This is a genomic window from Streptomyces sp. XH2 (assembly GCF_049725035.1).
In the GTDB taxonomy this organism is placed as follows: Bacteria; Actinomycetota; Actinomycetes; order Streptomycetales; family Streptomycetaceae; genus Streptomyces; species Streptomyces roseoverticillatus.
This window is the reverse complement of record NZ_JBMMMZ010000002.1, coordinates 646,886-661,623: the sequence shown is the minus strand read 5'-3', so window position 1 is coordinate 661,623 and position 14,738 is coordinate 646,886. Positions and strand designations below refer to the sequence as shown.

At 72.3% G+C, this 14,738-nt stretch carries 12 protein-coding genes; 7 read left to right on the top strand and 5 right to left on the bottom strand.

Annotated elements, in window-relative coordinates; all coding sequences use genetic code 11:
* Positions 1-147 precede the first annotated feature (147 nt).
* The 4 genes from ACOTKD_RS06600 to ACOTKD_RS06585 form a co-directional block, all read right to left on the bottom strand.
* Complete coding sequence (locus tag ACOTKD_RS06600) at positions 148-792, bottom strand: DUF2567 domain-containing protein (RefSeq protein ID WP_424887900.1); 645 nt, start codon at positions 790-792, stop codon at positions 148-150.
* 56 nt (positions 793-848) lie between these two features.
* Entirely contained in the window at positions 849-1,688 is an 840-nt protein-coding gene (locus tag ACOTKD_RS06595) for an ABC transporter permease (RefSeq protein WP_424887899.1), read from the bottom strand.
* A 40-nt stretch (positions 1,689-1,728) separates the two neighbouring features.
* Positions 1,729-2,709, bottom strand: coding sequence for an ABC transporter ATP-binding protein (locus tag ACOTKD_RS06590; protein ID WP_424887989.1), 981 nt, complete (start codon positions 2,707-2,709; stop codon positions 1,729-1,731).
* A 110-nt stretch (positions 2,710-2,819) separates the two neighbouring features.
* Complete coding sequence (locus tag ACOTKD_RS06585; protein WP_424887898.1) at positions 2,820-4,145, bottom strand: NYN domain-containing protein; 1,326 nt, start codon at positions 4,143-4,145, stop codon at positions 2,820-2,822.
* Positions 4,146-4,400: 255 nt separating this feature from the next.
* On the opposite strand from ACOTKD_RS06585, the gene ACOTKD_RS06580 reads away from it, so the two are divergent.
* Positions 4,401-4,571, top strand: a complete 171-nt coding sequence (locus ACOTKD_RS06580) for a hypothetical protein (RefSeq protein WP_424887897.1) — start codon at positions 4,401-4,403, stop codon at positions 4,569-4,571.
* Positions 4,572-4,719: 148 nt separating this feature from the next.
* Here ACOTKD_RS06580 and dnaE read toward each other — a convergent pair whose 3' ends face one another.
* On the bottom strand, positions 4,720-8,265 hold the full coding sequence (gene dnaE, locus ACOTKD_RS06575; protein ID WP_424887896.1) for a DNA polymerase III subunit alpha: 3,546 nt from the start codon (positions 8,263-8,265) through the stop codon (positions 4,720-4,722).
* 169 nt (positions 8,266-8,434) lie between these two features.
* On the opposite strand from dnaE, the gene ACOTKD_RS06570 reads away from it, so the two are divergent.
* The 6 genes from ACOTKD_RS06570 (at position 8,435) to ACOTKD_RS06545 (ending at position 14,698) form a co-directional block, all read left to right on the top strand.
* Positions 8,435-9,781 carry a DUF2252 domain-containing protein gene (locus tag ACOTKD_RS06570; protein WP_424887895.1) on the top strand — a complete coding sequence of 449 codons (1,347 nt, stop codon included), beginning with the start codon at positions 8,435-8,437 and terminating at the stop codon, positions 9,779-9,781.
* A gap of 37 nt (positions 9,782-9,818) precedes the next feature.
* Positions 9,819-10,463 (top strand): hypothetical protein, encoded by a 645-nt coding sequence (locus tag ACOTKD_RS06565; RefSeq protein WP_424887894.1) that lies wholly within the window; start codon positions 9,819-9,821, stop codon positions 10,461-10,463.
* 34 nt (positions 10,464-10,497) lie between these two features.
* A complete protein-coding gene (locus ACOTKD_RS06560; protein ID WP_424887893.1) occupies positions 10,498-11,331 on the top strand; it encodes a thioredoxin domain-containing protein in 834 nt (277 codons plus the stop codon).
* A gap of 96 nt (positions 11,332-11,427) precedes the next feature.
* Positions 11,428-12,096 (top strand): hypothetical protein, encoded by a 669-nt coding sequence (locus tag ACOTKD_RS06555; protein ID WP_424887988.1) that lies wholly within the window; start codon positions 11,428-11,430, stop codon positions 12,094-12,096.
* Positions 12,097-12,140: 44 nt separating this feature from the next.
* On the top strand, positions 12,141-12,962 hold the full coding sequence (locus ACOTKD_RS06550) for a thioredoxin domain-containing protein (RefSeq protein WP_424887892.1): 822 nt from the start codon (positions 12,141-12,143) through the stop codon (positions 12,960-12,962).
* Between the two features lie 89 nt (positions 12,963-13,051).
* Positions 13,052-14,698, top strand: coding sequence for an alkaline phosphatase D family protein (locus ACOTKD_RS06545; RefSeq protein ID WP_424887891.1), 1,647 nt, complete (start codon positions 13,052-13,054; stop codon positions 14,696-14,698).
* Positions 14,699-14,738 lie beyond the last annotated feature (40 nt).

Below are 14,738 nucleotides of genomic sequence, written 5' to 3'. Positions count from 1 at the left end.
GGGATGTTCTGCCCGGCGGCAGGGCCGGGCCGCCGGGCCCAGAGCCCTCCGCAGGAGGAAACGGTGAAAGGGCGGGGCCGGGGCAGCCCCCTCCGCCGCGACGGCGCTGAGCCGCACGCATACGCATCCGGCGGTGCCGGACACGGCTCAGGCCCGGGCGTCCGGATCCCCGGACGGAGTCCAGTCCGGCACCGGATCCGGATCCCGCGGCCCGAACAGCGCCGTCAGCACGAGATGCACGGCCATCGCCGCGAGCGGCCACGCCAGGAGCGTGCCCTTCGCCGCGAGCTTGAGCGGCGCGTCGAAGACGACGCCGCGCCCCGCCGCGCGGGCCGCCGCCACCACGTCCGACGTGGGGCCCAGCCACATGCCCAGGCGCCAGGCGACGAGCGAGGCGAGGAAGGACCCCGCGGCCAGCCCCACCACGAGCGGGACGCCCCCGCGGCGCCGCAGCCAGAAGGCGACGGCCCCGCTGAGCACGCCGAAGCCGAGGGCCAGCAGCGCGAACGTGCCGTCGGCGCCGATGGCCTGCTCGCCCTCGCTGTTCTTCAGGTAGACGGCCTTGCCGTCCGAGATGAGCGGGACCCGCGGCGCGAGCCACATCCACAGCAGGCCCAGGAACACGCCGGAGACGGCCACCGCCGCGGCGATGACCGCGGCCTGCCGCAGTTCGGCGCGCGTCTCGGCACGGCGCTCGGCCTCGTCTGCGGGGGCGAACGCGGGCTCCACGGGCCCGGCTCCGGGCCCGGGCTCGTCCGAGGGCGGGTCATGCGGCGTCAGCGGTGCGGTCACCCTGTCATCGTGCCAGGTCGGCGCCGCGGACCCGGCGGCAGGACGGTCCTGGCGCGTCACCGCACGGCCGCCCGGCGGTACGCCCACGTCGCCGCGGCCAGCGAGACCACGCCGACGGCCGCGCACACGCCGAGGTCGGCGGCGACGACGGCCCAGTCGGGGCGCGCGTCGAAGGTGCGGGCGAGCGCCTCCACCCCGTACGTGGAGGGGAGCAGGTCGCGCGCGTAGGCGATGGGGGCGGGCATGTGCGCGGCGGGCAGCACGCCGAGGAGCAGCGCCGCCGACATGCCGAGCTGTCCGCAGAGCGTGGCCAGTTCCTGGCGCGGTGCGAGCAGCCCGAGGGCCGCGCCGAGGCCGGCGAGGGCCGCGCCGGAGAGCGGGACCACCGCGGCGAGCACCCACAGGTGCCCCATCGGCAGGCCGAAGAGCACGCTGCCCACGACCGCGGTGACGGCGGTGCCGGGCACGGTGAAGGAGGCATACGCGGCGGCCGCGCCGAGCACGACGGCCGCGGGCGGCACGGGCAGGGTCGCGTAGTGGTCGAGGCCGCCGCTCGCGCGCAGCTGGCCGAAGTACTGGGCGAGGAGGTTGAGGGCGACGAAGGCCACGACGAGCACGCTGGAGCCGGCCACGACGGCCCGCGCCTCGTCGCCGCCGTCCACCACGCCTCGCATCATGATCATGATGCCGACGGACTGGAACGTCGCCACGAACAGCAGGGGGATCCGCGCGACCCGGGCCCGCGAGAGCTGCGCGCGGTACACGGCGGCCAGGGCGGGCAGCAGCTTCGCCCGGGGCGCGAGCGGGGCGGCGCCGTCGCCGCCGGACCGCGGCCGGGAGTCGCTCCCGGACCTGACCGCCCCGGCGGTCACCGCTTCTGCGGACACAGCACTCACCCGGCACAGCTCCTGTTCAGTCCGGTCGGCAGGGCTCTCGTCACGCCTTCACCAGCCCCTCCGCGCCCTCCGCGCGGCCGCCGAGCGCGAGGTACACGTCCTCCAGGCTGGGTGTGGTGAGGGTGAAGTCGTCGAGCGCGGCGAAGGCGGGCCCGCCGGTCACGGCGGCGACGGCGGCGCGCGCCTCGGCGGGGGCGAGCCGCAGCGTCCAGCGCCGTCCGGCGGCCTGCGCGGCGTCGCGCAGCGCGGCGACCTCGGGGACGTGCAGGGGGGCCTCGGCGCGCCAGACCAGCTCGACGCGGACCTCGTCGCCGACGAGCTCCTTCAGCCCGGCGGGCGTGTCGCAGGCGATGATCCGGCCGCGCTCCAGCACGGCGACGCGGTCGAGGACGGTCTCGGCCTCGATGACGTTGTGGGTGACGAGCAGGACGGTCGTGCCGTGCTCGGCGCGCCGCCGGTCGACGGCGGCCCAGACGGCGCGGCGCGCGACCGGGTCCATGCCGGCGGTGGGCTCGTCGAGGACGAGGACGGGCCTCTCGCCGACGAGCGCGGCGGCGAAGCAGGCGAGGCGGCGCTGGCCGCCGGAGAGCTTCTTCAGGGGGCGCCCGGCGAGCGGGGTGAGGCCCAGTTCGCCGAGGACGGCGTCGCGCTCGGCGCGGGCCTCCCGCAGGGTGAGGCCGCGGAGCCGGCCGGTGGTCTCGGCGGCGAGGGCGACGGTCAGCTCGTCGAGGGCGGTGGACTCCTGGCCGAGGTAGCCGAGGAGCCGGGCGGCGCGCTCGGGGTGGCGCACGAGGTCGTGGCCGAGGAGCTCGACGCTGCCCTCGTCGGGGCGGAGCAGGCCGGTCAGCTGGCGGACGAGGGTGGACTTGCCGGCGCCGTTGGGGCCGAGCAGTCCGAAGATCTCGCCGCGCCGGACCTCCAGGTCGATGCCGTCGCTGGCGCGTACGGCCGCGGTGCCGGGCGCGCCGCGGCGGCCGCGCGCGGCGGGGTAGGTCTTGACCAGGCCGCGCACGGTGCACACCGTGGCGGCTGCAGCCGCCTCTTTCACGCCCGTCCTCACGAGCTATGAGGGTACGCGGTGGGGGGCGCGCCCCGGCCGTCGGGGCGGTCCGGGCGCGGAGCGTGGCGCGGTCAGTCGCCCGCCGGTGCCTTCTCGGCCGCGGTGCGGGTGTCGATTTCGCGCCAGAAGCCGGCCCGGATGGCATAGCGGTCGTGCTCGTCGATCTGGTCGTCCTTGTGGGCGAGCAGGCCGAAGCGGGCGGCGTAGCGCAGCAGCTCGCCGTCGATGCGGTGCGGGATGCGGGGGTATTCGGTGGAGAGCGACTGCAGGTGGACGGGGTCGGGGAGGCGCTCGGCCCAGCGGCGGGCGAAGACCTGGCCGACCTCGAAGGGGTCGCCGCCGACGGTGGTGATGTCCTCCTCGCGGTCGGCCCAGCGCTGCTCGGCGCTGGTGAGCTGGGCGAGCATCGGCAGGGCGGCGGTTTCGGGGGGCTCTCCGGGGCCGCCGGTGCCGGGGCGCTCGATCCAGCCCTTGTCGGAGGACCAGCGCAGGGTGGCGTTGGCGGCGAGGGCGGAGCCGTTGCTCTGGCCGGAGGCGCCGCCCGGGCCGGTGCCGGGCCCGCCGGACCGGTCGGCGGGCTGGCTGGCGAGGCCGCGGCCGAGGGTGGCGAGGTCCTTGGGGGTGGGCACGCCGCGGGCGGCGGGGGTCTCGGGGGCGTCCTGGTCGCCGGGGGTGCCGTCGGTGGTGGCGGGGGCGGCGGGCCGGGAGCCGTTGCGCTCGGCGGGCACCGGTTCGGGGGAGCGGGGGGCCGGGGCGGCGGCCGCGGCGGCGCTCTCGGGGAGGGGGGCGGAGAGGATCGCGGCGATCTCGGGGCCGGGGGCGGGCTGCGGGGCGCAGGCGCCGGTGAGCTCCTTGGCGCGGACGGCGCGGGTGATCCACGTGCGGTCGAGGACGCGGCGCTCGTCGGCCTCGGCGACGAGGTCCTCGGACTGGTTGTAGTCGCCGTCGGCGGCCTGGACGGCCCACAGGTGGACGGCGACGCCGTGCTCCTTGGCGGACATCAGGCCGGGCAGGAGGTCGCCGTCGCCGGTGACGAGGACGATGTCGGAGCACGCGCGGTTGCGTGCGAGCTCGGTGAGCTCGGCGTGCATGGCGGCGTCCACGCCCTTCTGGGCCCAGCGGCCGTCACTGCGGGTCAGGGCGCCCAGCCGGACGGTGACCCGGGGCATGACGCGGAGCCTGCGGTGCTCGGGCTGGGGCACCCGGTCGGGCGCGCCGTCGAACCAGTAGATCCTCAGGAGGGGCTGCTCGGTCTCGGCCTCGGCGCGCTCGCGCAGCCCCTGAATGAGGATCGCGTGGTCGACGGAGATGCGGGACCGGGCGGGCTCGCCGGCCAGCAGGCTCGCGGCGGCGCCCAGCAGATACCCGGCGTCCACCAGGACGACGCAGCGGTCCACGTTCCACCCTCTTTCTGTGCGTGCAGAAATTGCGGTCGCCCCCCGGCACGGCAGTGCCCCGGTTTTCCTCGGCTTTCCCTGGAGTCTGCCCGACCGTGCGGGGGTTATCAGTCCGAACTGGATCTTCGGCGTGGCGGATACGCCCTCACGGCGGTAAGTGCACGCATCACGCACGGTAATTACCCGAAATGCGCCGTTCGGTGGTGCGTGCGAGGGTGACCGCAGGGGGTCGTCCCGATGTGGAGGCACTTCAGCATGGCGAAGAACAAGGACCGGAAGCAGCCGAAGTCGGCCAGCGCCGCGGAGCGCGGCCAGCAGCAGGCCAGGAGCTCCTCGATCGAGTCCCAGAGCGAGCAGCGGGCCACGCAGGTCACCCCGGGCGACATGGCTCGCAAGAACAAGCAGAAGCGCTTCGGCCACAACTGAGCGGCGGCGGGACGGCGCCCGGCCGACAGGAGAGGGCGCCCACGGGCGGTTGGCCGCACCGTGGGGCGCCCCCGGCTGACCCGGGGGCGCCCCTCGTGCGCGGGTGCGGGTGCGGGCGCGGCGGGCCGCCGGGCCCGCCCGCGGTGACTCAGCCGGCCAGGCAGGACGGGCCGAGCAGCTGCTTCAGGTCACCGAAGAGCGCCGGGTCGGGGGTGACCCGGTGCCGGTCCAGGCGCAGGACGGTGGTCTTCCGCGGCCCCTGGAGCTTGATCCGCACCTCGGTGGAGCCGCGGTGGTGGGTGAGGACCTGGCCGAGCCGCTCCACCATCGGCGGGGTGACCTTCACCGTGGGGATGGTGATGATCACGGGGGCGTTGGTGCCCGCGTTCGACAGGTCGGGGACCATCAGCTCCATGGCCACCAGGCGGGGGATGTCCTCGCGCTTGTCGAGGCGGCCCTTGACGAAGACGACGGCGTCCTCGACGAGCTGGGTGGAGACCAGCTGGTAGGTGGCGGGGAAGAACATGCAGTCGATGGAGCCGGCCAGGTCCTCGACGGTGGCGATGGCCCAGGCGTTGCCCTGCTTGGTCATCTTGCGCTGCAGGCCGGAGATGATGCCGCCGATGGTGACGATCGCGCCGTCGGCGTGCTCCCCGCCGGTGAGCTGGGAGATCGCGGCGTCGGCCTTGTCGTTGAGGACGTGCTCGATGCCGAAGAGCGGGTGGTCGGAGACGTAGAGGCCGAGCATCTCGCGCTCCTGCGCGAGGAGGTAGGCCTTCTCCCACTCGACGTCGGAGAACTCCACGTCGAGCCCGAAGCCCGGACCGTCGTCGCCGGTGTCGTCGCCCATGCCGCCGAAGAGGTCGAACTGTCCCTCGGCCTCCTTGCGCTTGACCTGGACGACGTTGTCGATCATCGGTTCGTAGTGCGCGGTGAGGCCCTTGCGGGTGTGGCCCATCTCGTCGAAGGCGCCGGCCTTGATCAGTGATTCGATGGTGCGCTTGTTGCAGACGACGGCCTCGACCTTGTCGAGGAAGTCGGGGAAGGAGCTGTACTTCCCCTTGGACTTGCGGCAGCGGATGATCGAGTCGACCACGTTCTGCCCGACGTTGCGGACGGCGGTGAGGCCGAAGAGGATCACGTCGTCGCCCTGGGCGGCGAAGTTGGCCTCGGACTCGTTGACGTTCGGCGGGAGGACCTTGATGCCCATGCGCCGGCACTCGTTGAGGTAGATCGCCGACTTGTCCTTGTCGTCGCGCACGGAGGTGAGCAGCGCGGACATGTACTCGGCGGGGTAGTTCGCCTTGAGGTAGGCCGTCCAGTACGAGACGAGGCCGTACGCGGCGGAGTGGGCCTTGTTGAAGGCGTAGCCGGCGAAGGGGACCAGCACGTCCCAGAGGGCCTGGATGGCCTCGTCGGAGAAGCCCTTCTTCTGCGCGCCCTCCTTGAAGAAGACGAAGTTCTTCGCCAGCTCGTCGGGCTTCTTCTTGCCCATGACGCGGCGGAGGATGTCGGCCTCGCCGAGCGAGTACCCGGCGACGATCTGAGCGGCCTTCTGCACCTGCTCCTGGTAGACGATCAGACCGTAGGTGACACCGAGGACCTCTTCGAGAGGCTCCTTCAGCTCCGGGTGGATCGGCGTGATCTCCTGCTGGCCGTTCTTGCGCAGCGCGTAGTTCGTGTGCGAGTTCATGCCCATCGGGCCCGGCCGGTACAGGGCGGACACGGCGGAGATGTCTTCGAAGTTGTCGGGCTTCATCAGCCGCAGGAGGGACCGCATGGGCCCGCCGTCGAACTGGAAGACGCCGAGGGTGTCACCGCGCTGGAGCAGCTCGAAGGTCGTGGGGTCGTCGAGCGGGAGGGCCAGGAGATCGATGTCGATCCCCTTGTTGGCCTTCACCATCTTGACGGCGTCGTCCATGATCGTGAGGTTGCGCAGGCCGAGGAAGTCCATCTTCAGCAGGCCGAGCGACTCGCAGCTCGGGTAGTCCCACTGCGTGATGGTGACGCCGTCGGTGTGCCGGACCCAGACCGGCACGTGGTCGGTGATCGTCTCGCTGGACATGATCACGCCGGCCGCGTGCACGCCCATCTGCCGGACCAGGCCCTCGACGCCGCGCGCGGTGTCGATGACCTTCTTCACGTCCGGCTCGTTCTCGTACATCCCGCGGATCTCGCCGGCCTCGCTGTAGCGCGGGTGCTGCGGGTCGAGGATGCCGGAGAGGGGGATGCCCTTGCCGAGGACGTCGGCGGGCATCGCCTTGGTGAGGCGGTCGCCCATCGCGTACGGGTAGCCCAGCACGCGGGCGGAGTCCTTGATGGCGTTCTTGGCCTTGATGGTGCCGTAGGTGCCGATCATGGCGACCTTGTCGGCGCCGTACTTCTCGGTGACGTACCGGATCACCTCGGCGCGCCGGCGCTCGTCGAAGTCGATGTCGACATCGGGCATGGAGATGCGCTCGGGGTTGAGGAACCGCTCGAAGATCAGGCCGTGCGGGATGGGGTCGAGGTCGGTGATGCCCATGGCGTACGCGACGATCGAGCCGGCCGCGGAGCCTCGGCCGGGGCCGACGGCGATGCCCTGCTTCTTGGCCCACATGATGAAGTCGGCGACCACGAGGAAGTAGCCCGGGAAGCCCATCGAGATGATGGTGTCCATCTCGTACTCGACCTGGCGCATCCGGTCCTCGGGGATGCCGTCGGGGAAGCGGCGGTGCATCCCGCGCATGGTCTCCTCGCGGAACCAGGTGACCTCGGTGTAGCCCTCGGGGATGTCGAACTTGGGCATGAGGTTCTTGGCCTTGAACATGCCGTCGGTGTTGATCTGCTCCGCGACCAGGCGGGTGTTCGCGCAGCCCTCCTGCCAGGCGTCCGAGGAGTCGATGGCGTACATCTCGTCCGTGGACTTCAGGTAGTAGCCCGAGCCGTCGAAGCGGAAGCGGTCCGGGTCGGAGAGGTTCTTGCCGGTCTGGATGCAGAGCAGGGCGTCGTGGGCCTCGGCCTCGTGCGCGTAGGTGTAGTGGGAGTCGTTGGTGACCAGGGGCGGGATGCCGAGCTTCTTGCCGATCTCCAGCAGGCCGTCGCGGACGCGGCGCTCGATCTCGATGCCGTGGTCCATCAGCTCCAGGAAGTAGCGCCCCTCGCCGAAGATGTCCTTGTAGTCGCTGGCGGCCTGGACGGCCTCGTCGAACTGGCCGAGGCGGAGCCGGGTCTGCACCTCGCCCGAGGGGCAGCCGGTGGAGGCGATCAGGCCCTCGGACCACTTGGCGATGGTCTCCTTGTCCATCCGGGGCCACTTGGTCAGCCAGCCCTCGGCGTAGGCGTCGGAGGACAGCCGGAAGAGGTTGTGCAGGCCGGTGGAGTCGGCCGCCCAGATCGTCTTGTGGGTGTAACCACCCGAACCGGAGACGTCGTCCCGCTTCTGGTGCGGCTGGCCCCACTGGATGCGGCGCTTGTTGCGCCGGGACTCGGGGGCGACGTACGCCTCGATGCCGATGATCGGGATGATCCCGGCCTTCTGGGCGGAGTGGAAGAAGTCGTACGCCCCGTGCAGGTTGCCGTGGTCGGACATGGCGATGTGTGTCATGCCCATCTCATTGCAGGCATTGAACATGTCCTTGAGCCGCGCGGCACCGTCCAGCAGGGAGTACTGGGTGTGGACGTGCAGGTGCGTGAAGGGCGGCTTGTTGGCCACGGTGGGAGACCTCCGACGGGAGCGGGCAGCGGGACGCAGCGGACGCAACGGGACTGTTTTGAAGGTTACCGGCCCCCACCGACAGCCGCGGGCACGCGCCGGTACCCTCACGCGTTGAGCACGACAGCACACATGTTCGTTCCATGCCCCACCCCAGGAGGACCCCGCGATGGCGACCGAGCACGACCGGGCCGCGCAGCGCGGCGAGGAGATCCTCGCCGTTTTCGACACCGCTTTCGGTGAGCTGCTCGCGGCCGACCCCGCCGCCTTCCGGGTCAAGTTCCGGAAGATGGCGGCCTCGGCCTTCGCCTTCTACCGGGGCACCGCGTGCCTCTTCTACCGCGACCTGGCCGCCGGGGCGCCGGAGGGCGCCGCCGGGCCGTACCTGGACGAGCGGACGAGCCGGGTGTGGATCCACGGCGATCTCCACGCCGAGAACTTCGGCACGTACATGGACGCCAACGGCCGCCTGATCTTCAACGTCAACGACTTCGACGAGGCCTACGTCGGCCCCTTCACCTGGGACCTCAAGCGCTTCGCCGCCTCCGTCGCCCTGATCGGCTACACCAAGGCGCTCAGCGACGAGAAGATCACCGAGCTGGTGCGGACCTACGCCGCCGCCTACCGCGAGCGCATCCACGCCCTGGCCACCGGTGCCGGGCAGGACGACCTGCCGCCCTTCACGCTCGACACCGCCGGCGGCCCGCTGCTCGGCGCCCTGCGCGAGGCGCGCTCCATGACGCGCTTCGGGCTGCTCGCCTCGATGACGGAGATCCGCGACCACGACCGCCGCTTCGCGGCCGACGACGGCGCGATCGAGCTGGACGCCGCCACCCGCTACAAGGTCCTCGCGGCCTTCGACGGCTATCTGGAGACGCTGCCCGACAGCAGCCTCGCCCGCCCCGACTCCTACCGCGTCAAGGACGTGGTCGGCCGCCGCGGCGTCGGCATCGGCAGCGCCGGACTGCCCTCGTACAACATCCTCCTGGAGGGCAACAGCGACGCCCTGGAGAACGACGTCGTCATCTACATGAAGCAGGCGCAGACCCCGGCGGTCTCCCGGCACGTCACCGACCGGGCCGTGCGCGACTACTTCCACCACGAGGGCCACCGCACGGTGATCTCGCAGCGCGCGCTGCAGGCGCACGCCGACCCGTGGCTCGGCTGGACGGAGATCCAGGAAGGGGGCCGGAGCCACGGGCAGCTGGTGGCCGAGGTCTCGCCGTACGCCGTCGACCTCGACTGGTCCGACCTGGACGACCCGGCCGAGATCGCGGCCGTCGTCGCCGACCTGGGCCGGGCGACGGCCACCATGCACGCGGCGGCGGACGACCAGAGCGGCCACTCGCTGGTGCCGTTCTCCACCGAGCGGGCCATCGACGCCGTGATCGCCGCCGACGAGGAGGGCTTCCCGGAGCTCCTGGTGGACTTCGCCCACTCCTACGGGGCCCGGGCCCGCGCGGACCACCAGATCTTCGTGGACCTCTTCCGCAACGGCCGCATCCCCGGCCTTTAGTCCCGGTTTACAGCAGGACGTGCCAGACTCGGTCCCCATGGACATATCGGCGGCATGGCTGCGGGCACTGCGCGCGGCGCTGTTCACAGCGCTGTGCGTCACGCTGTCCGCGGGCTCCCACGTGCTGCTGTCCGGGAAGCCGCTGCCCCTGCCCGCCGTCGCGGCGGCGTCCGCGGCCGTCTTCGCGCTCGCCCACTCCCTGGCCGGGCAGGAGCGCGGCTACCGGCACATCGCCGCCCTCCTGGTCCCCCTGGAGCTCGGCGTCACCGCGCTCTTCACCGCCGGGCAGGACACCTGTTACGGCGGCCCCGGCCACCCCGCCCCCGCCCCGGGGGCGCTGGCCTGGCTGTGCAGCGGCAGCACGGGCGGCCCGCTCGCCCGGCTCGCCGGCCAGGGCAGCGCCCCGTGGCTGCTGTTCGCGGGGCACGTCGCGGTCGGCCTGCTGGCCGCCGCGTGGCTGCGCCGGGGCGAGCGGGCGCTGGCGCAGCTCCTGTGCGCCGCGGCGGCCGCCGTGTGCCGCCCGCTGCGGCCCGTCCTCGCGGCCGGTGCCCCGCTGCCCGGCGGCGTGACCGTACGGTTCGTGCGGCCCGCCGTCCCCGGCCGCGCCCTTCCGCTCCTCGTCCACTCCGTCGTACGGCGCGGGCCGCCGCGGGGGCCGGCCTTTGGCCTCACCCCCGCCTGACCCATCCCCCGTACCACGGAAAGATCGCACCACCATGAGCAAGCGCAACAACTGGGAGAACAAGCAGTCCGCACGCGAGCGGCTGCGCGCCGAGCGCGAGCGCCAGGCCAAGAAGGACAGGACGCGCCGCCAGCTGATCGTCGGCGGGGCCGTCGTCGCGGTCCTGGCCGTCGGCGCGGGCATCGTCGTGGCCGTCTCCCAGCTCGGCAAGGACGGCAAGAGCGGCCTGAACGCGAGCTGGGAGGCCGCGTCCAAGAAGGAGCTCGTCAAGCCCGCCAACACCGGCGGCGACAAGGGCACCGAGATCCTCATAGGCAAGAAGGACGCCAAGCACACCCTGGACCTGTACCAGGACATGCGCTGCCCGATCTGCTCCGTCTTCGAGCAGAGCGTCGGCGACACCATCGACAAGGACGTCAAGGACGGCAAGTACAAGGTCTCGTACCACGTCGCCACGTTCCTCGACCGCAACTTCGGCGGCAGCGGCTCCAAGAACGCCCTCAGCGCGCTCGGCGCCGCGCTGAACGTCAGCCCCGAGGCGTTCAGCGCCTACAACAAGGCCCTCTACTCCAAGGCCAACCACCCCGACGAGACCAAGGACGACTACGCGAAGGACGACGTCCTGCTGAAGGTCGCGAACGAGATCCCGGCGCTCAAGGGCAACGCGGAGTTCGAGAAGAACGTCAAGGACGGCACGTTCGACAAGTGGGCGCTGACGGTGTCCGACGAGTTCGACAAGGCCAAGGACGTCACCGGCACCCCGACCCTCAAGATGAACGGCAAGAAGCTGACGGCGGAGGACGGGAAGAACGTCCCGATCACCCCCGACCAGTACACCAAGGCGATCGACGCGGCCCTCAAGTCCTGAGCCCCCGGCCCCCGGTGTCCCGTCCCCTCCGGTGACGTTCAGTGATGCCGAATCTTGACACGACACTTAACGGATGCCGTGGCAGACTTCGGCCTCATGGAGGGGACGGGAGTTCGACTGAGAGCGCTGCGCGCGGCGCTCTTCACGGCGCTCTGTGTCACGCTGTCCGCCGCTTCGCACGTCCTGCTCTCCCGCACGCCCCTGCCCGCCGTCACGGTCGCCGGGCTGGCGGCGGCGTTCTTCGCCGTCGCCTACGCCCTCGCCGGCCGTGAGCGCGGCTACGGCCCGATCGCCGCGCTGCTCATCCCGCTGGAGCTGACGGCGGACACCGTCTTCACCACGGGCCAGCACGCGTGCTACGGCAAGGCCGGCGGGCCCGTCGCGGGCCCGCTGCACTCCCTGGGCCTCGACTTCGCCTGCCGCGGCGAGCTCGGCACCCCGCTGGCCCGCATGGCCGCCGACAGCACCTCGCCGCCGGCCGGCGGGCCCGCGCTGCCCTGGCTGCTGCTCGCCTGCCACGTCGCGGTGGGCCTGCTGGCCGCCGGCTGGCTGCGCCGCGGCGAGGCCGCCCTGGCCGGGCTGCTGCGCACGGCCGCGGCCCTCGCCCTCGGCCCGCTGCTGCTGGCCTTCGCGGCCCTGACGGTGCCCGCCGGCCCGGCCGCGCGCCCGCGCCCCGCCCGCCGCACCCTCCGCGCGCGCGGGCTCCCGCTCCTCGTCCACTCCGTCGTACGGCGCGGACCGCCCCTCGCTCCGGCTCCCGCCTGAGCAAGCGGTCCACCCCCACTCGTACACCAACCGGAGAAGACGCCATGAGCAACCGCAACAACCAGCAGAACAAGCAGGCCGCCCGCGAACGGCTGCGCGCCGAGCGCGAGCGCCAGGCCAAGCGGGACAAGACGCGCCGTCAGCTCTTCGTCGCCGGCGCCATCGTCGCCGTCCTCGCGATAGCCGGCGGCGTCGGCTACGCGGTGACCAACATGAACGACGACAAGGGCGGCGGCGGCTGGGCGGGCGACAAGGCGCTGGTCAAGCCCGCCAACACCACGGGCGAGAACGGCGACGAGATCGTCATCGGCGACGCGAAGGCCAAGGAGACCCTCACGGTCTACGAGGACCCGCGCTGCCCGTCCTGCGCCGCCTTCGAGAACGAGTCCGGCGGCCAGCTGCGCCAGGACGTCAAGGACGGCCGCTACAAGGTCCGGTTCGTCATGGTGAACTTCATCGACGACCTGTCCCAGGGCACCGGTTCGAAGAACGCCGTCAGCGCCCTCGGCGCCGCCCTCAACGTCAGTCCGGACGCCTTCGTCGCGTACAAGGAAGCGCTCTACTCGCCCAAGAACCACCCCGACGAGCGCGACGACGCCTTCGCCAAGGACGCGCGGCTGATCGAGATCGCGCAGCAGGTCCCGGCCCTGAAGGGCAACAAGGACTTCGAGAAGGCCGTCAACGAGGGCACCTACGACAAGTGGGCCGTCGAGATGGGGAAGCTGTTCGAGAAGAACAAGATCGGCGGTACGCCGTCGCTGCTCCACGGCGACAAGAAGCTGACGGGCCCCGACGGCAAGAACCCGCCGATGGCCAAGCCGAGCTTCATCGCCGCGATCGACAAGGAGTTCGGCCCCAAGAAGTAGCCGGGGAAAAGTGAAGGCCAGGTGAGGGGCGGACAAACTGTCAGAGTTCGTCCGCCCCTCCTGCTTACTGGGAAGTAAGGTGATGGCCCGTGACCTCTGAATCCTCCATAGCGCACATATCGCGCCGAACCGCCGTCGCGGCAGCCGCCGGCGCCGCGACCGTCGCCCTCCTCCCCCTCGCCGGGGCCGCCCCGGCGTACGCGGCGGACCCGCCCGCCTTCCTGCACGGCGTCGCCTCGGGCGACCCGCTGCCCGACGGCATCCTGCTGTGGACGCGCGTGACGCCCTCGCCCGACGCGGTCCCCGGCTCGGGGCGCGGAGCGGCCGTCGACGTCGACTGGGAGGTCGCCGAGGACGAGGCGTTCGGGAAGGTCGTCGCCAAGGGCACGGTCACCGCGACGGCCGCCGCCGACCACACCGTCAAGGCCGACGTCCGCGGCCTGCGCCCGGCCACCGCCTACTGGTACCGCTTCACGGCCGGCGGCGCGCACTCCCCCGCCGCCCGCACCCGTACGGCACCGGCCGCCGGTGCGGCCGTCCCCGGCATCCGCTTCGGCGTCGTCTCCTGCGCCAACTGGGAGTCCGGTCACTTCGCGGCCTACCGCCACCTCGCGGACCGCCGCGACCTCGACGCCGTGCTGCACCTCGGCGACTACATCTACGAGTACGGGACCGGCGTCTACCCGCCGGCGAAGCAGGTCGTCCGCCCGCACTCCCCCGCCCACGAGATCGTCACCCTCGCCGACTACCGCACCCGCCACGGCCGTTACAAGACCGACCCCGATCTGCAGAACCTGCACCGGGCCCACCCCTTCGTCGCCATCTGGGACGACCACGAGTTCGCCAACGACGCCTGGACGGGCGGCGCCGAGAACCACACGCCGGGCGCCGAGGGCGAGTGGACCGCGCGCATGGCCGCGGCCAAGCAGGCCTACTTCGAGTGGATGCCGGTGCGGCCCTCGACCGCCGGCACCACCTACCGCCGGCTGCGCTTCGGCAACCTCGCCGACCTGCACCTGCTCGACCTCAGATCCTTCAGATCGCAGCAGGTCGGCCCCGGCAGCGGCAAGGTCGACGACCCCGAGCGCACGATCACCGGGCGCGCCCAGCTCGACTGGCTGAAGGCCGGGCTCGCCTCCTCCGACACCACCTGGCGCCTCGTCGGCAACCCCGTGATGATCTCCCCCTTCGCCTTCGGCGCCCTCCCCGCCCACCTGCTGGAGCCGCTCGCCAAGCTGCTGGGCCTGCCCGCCGGCGGCATCGCCGCCAACACCGACCAGTGGGACGGCTACACCGACGACCGGCGCGAGCTGCTCGGCCACCTCGACGAGCGCGGGATCCGCAACACCGTCTTCCTGACCGGCGACATCCACATGGCCTGGGCCAACGACGTGCCCAAGAAGGCCGCCACGTACCCGCTGTCGCCGTCCCTCGCCACCGAGTTCGTCGTCACGTCGGTGAGCTCCGACAACCTGGACGACCTCCTGGGCGTGGCCCCGCACACCGTCTCGCTCGCCGCGGTCGCCGCGATCAAGGCCGCCAACCGGCACGCGAAGTGGGTGGACATGGACTCCCACGGCTACGGCGTCCTCGACGTCACCCCCGAGCAGGCGCAGATGGACTACTACGTCCTCTCCGACAAGCGGGACCCGAAGGCGACGACGGAGTGGGCCCGCTCGTACCGGACGCGTTCGGGCACGCAGCGGGTGGAGCGGGCCGACTCGCCGGTGAGGTGACACCGGCTCAGTGCCCGCCCGGCACGCCCGGTCCGTGGCC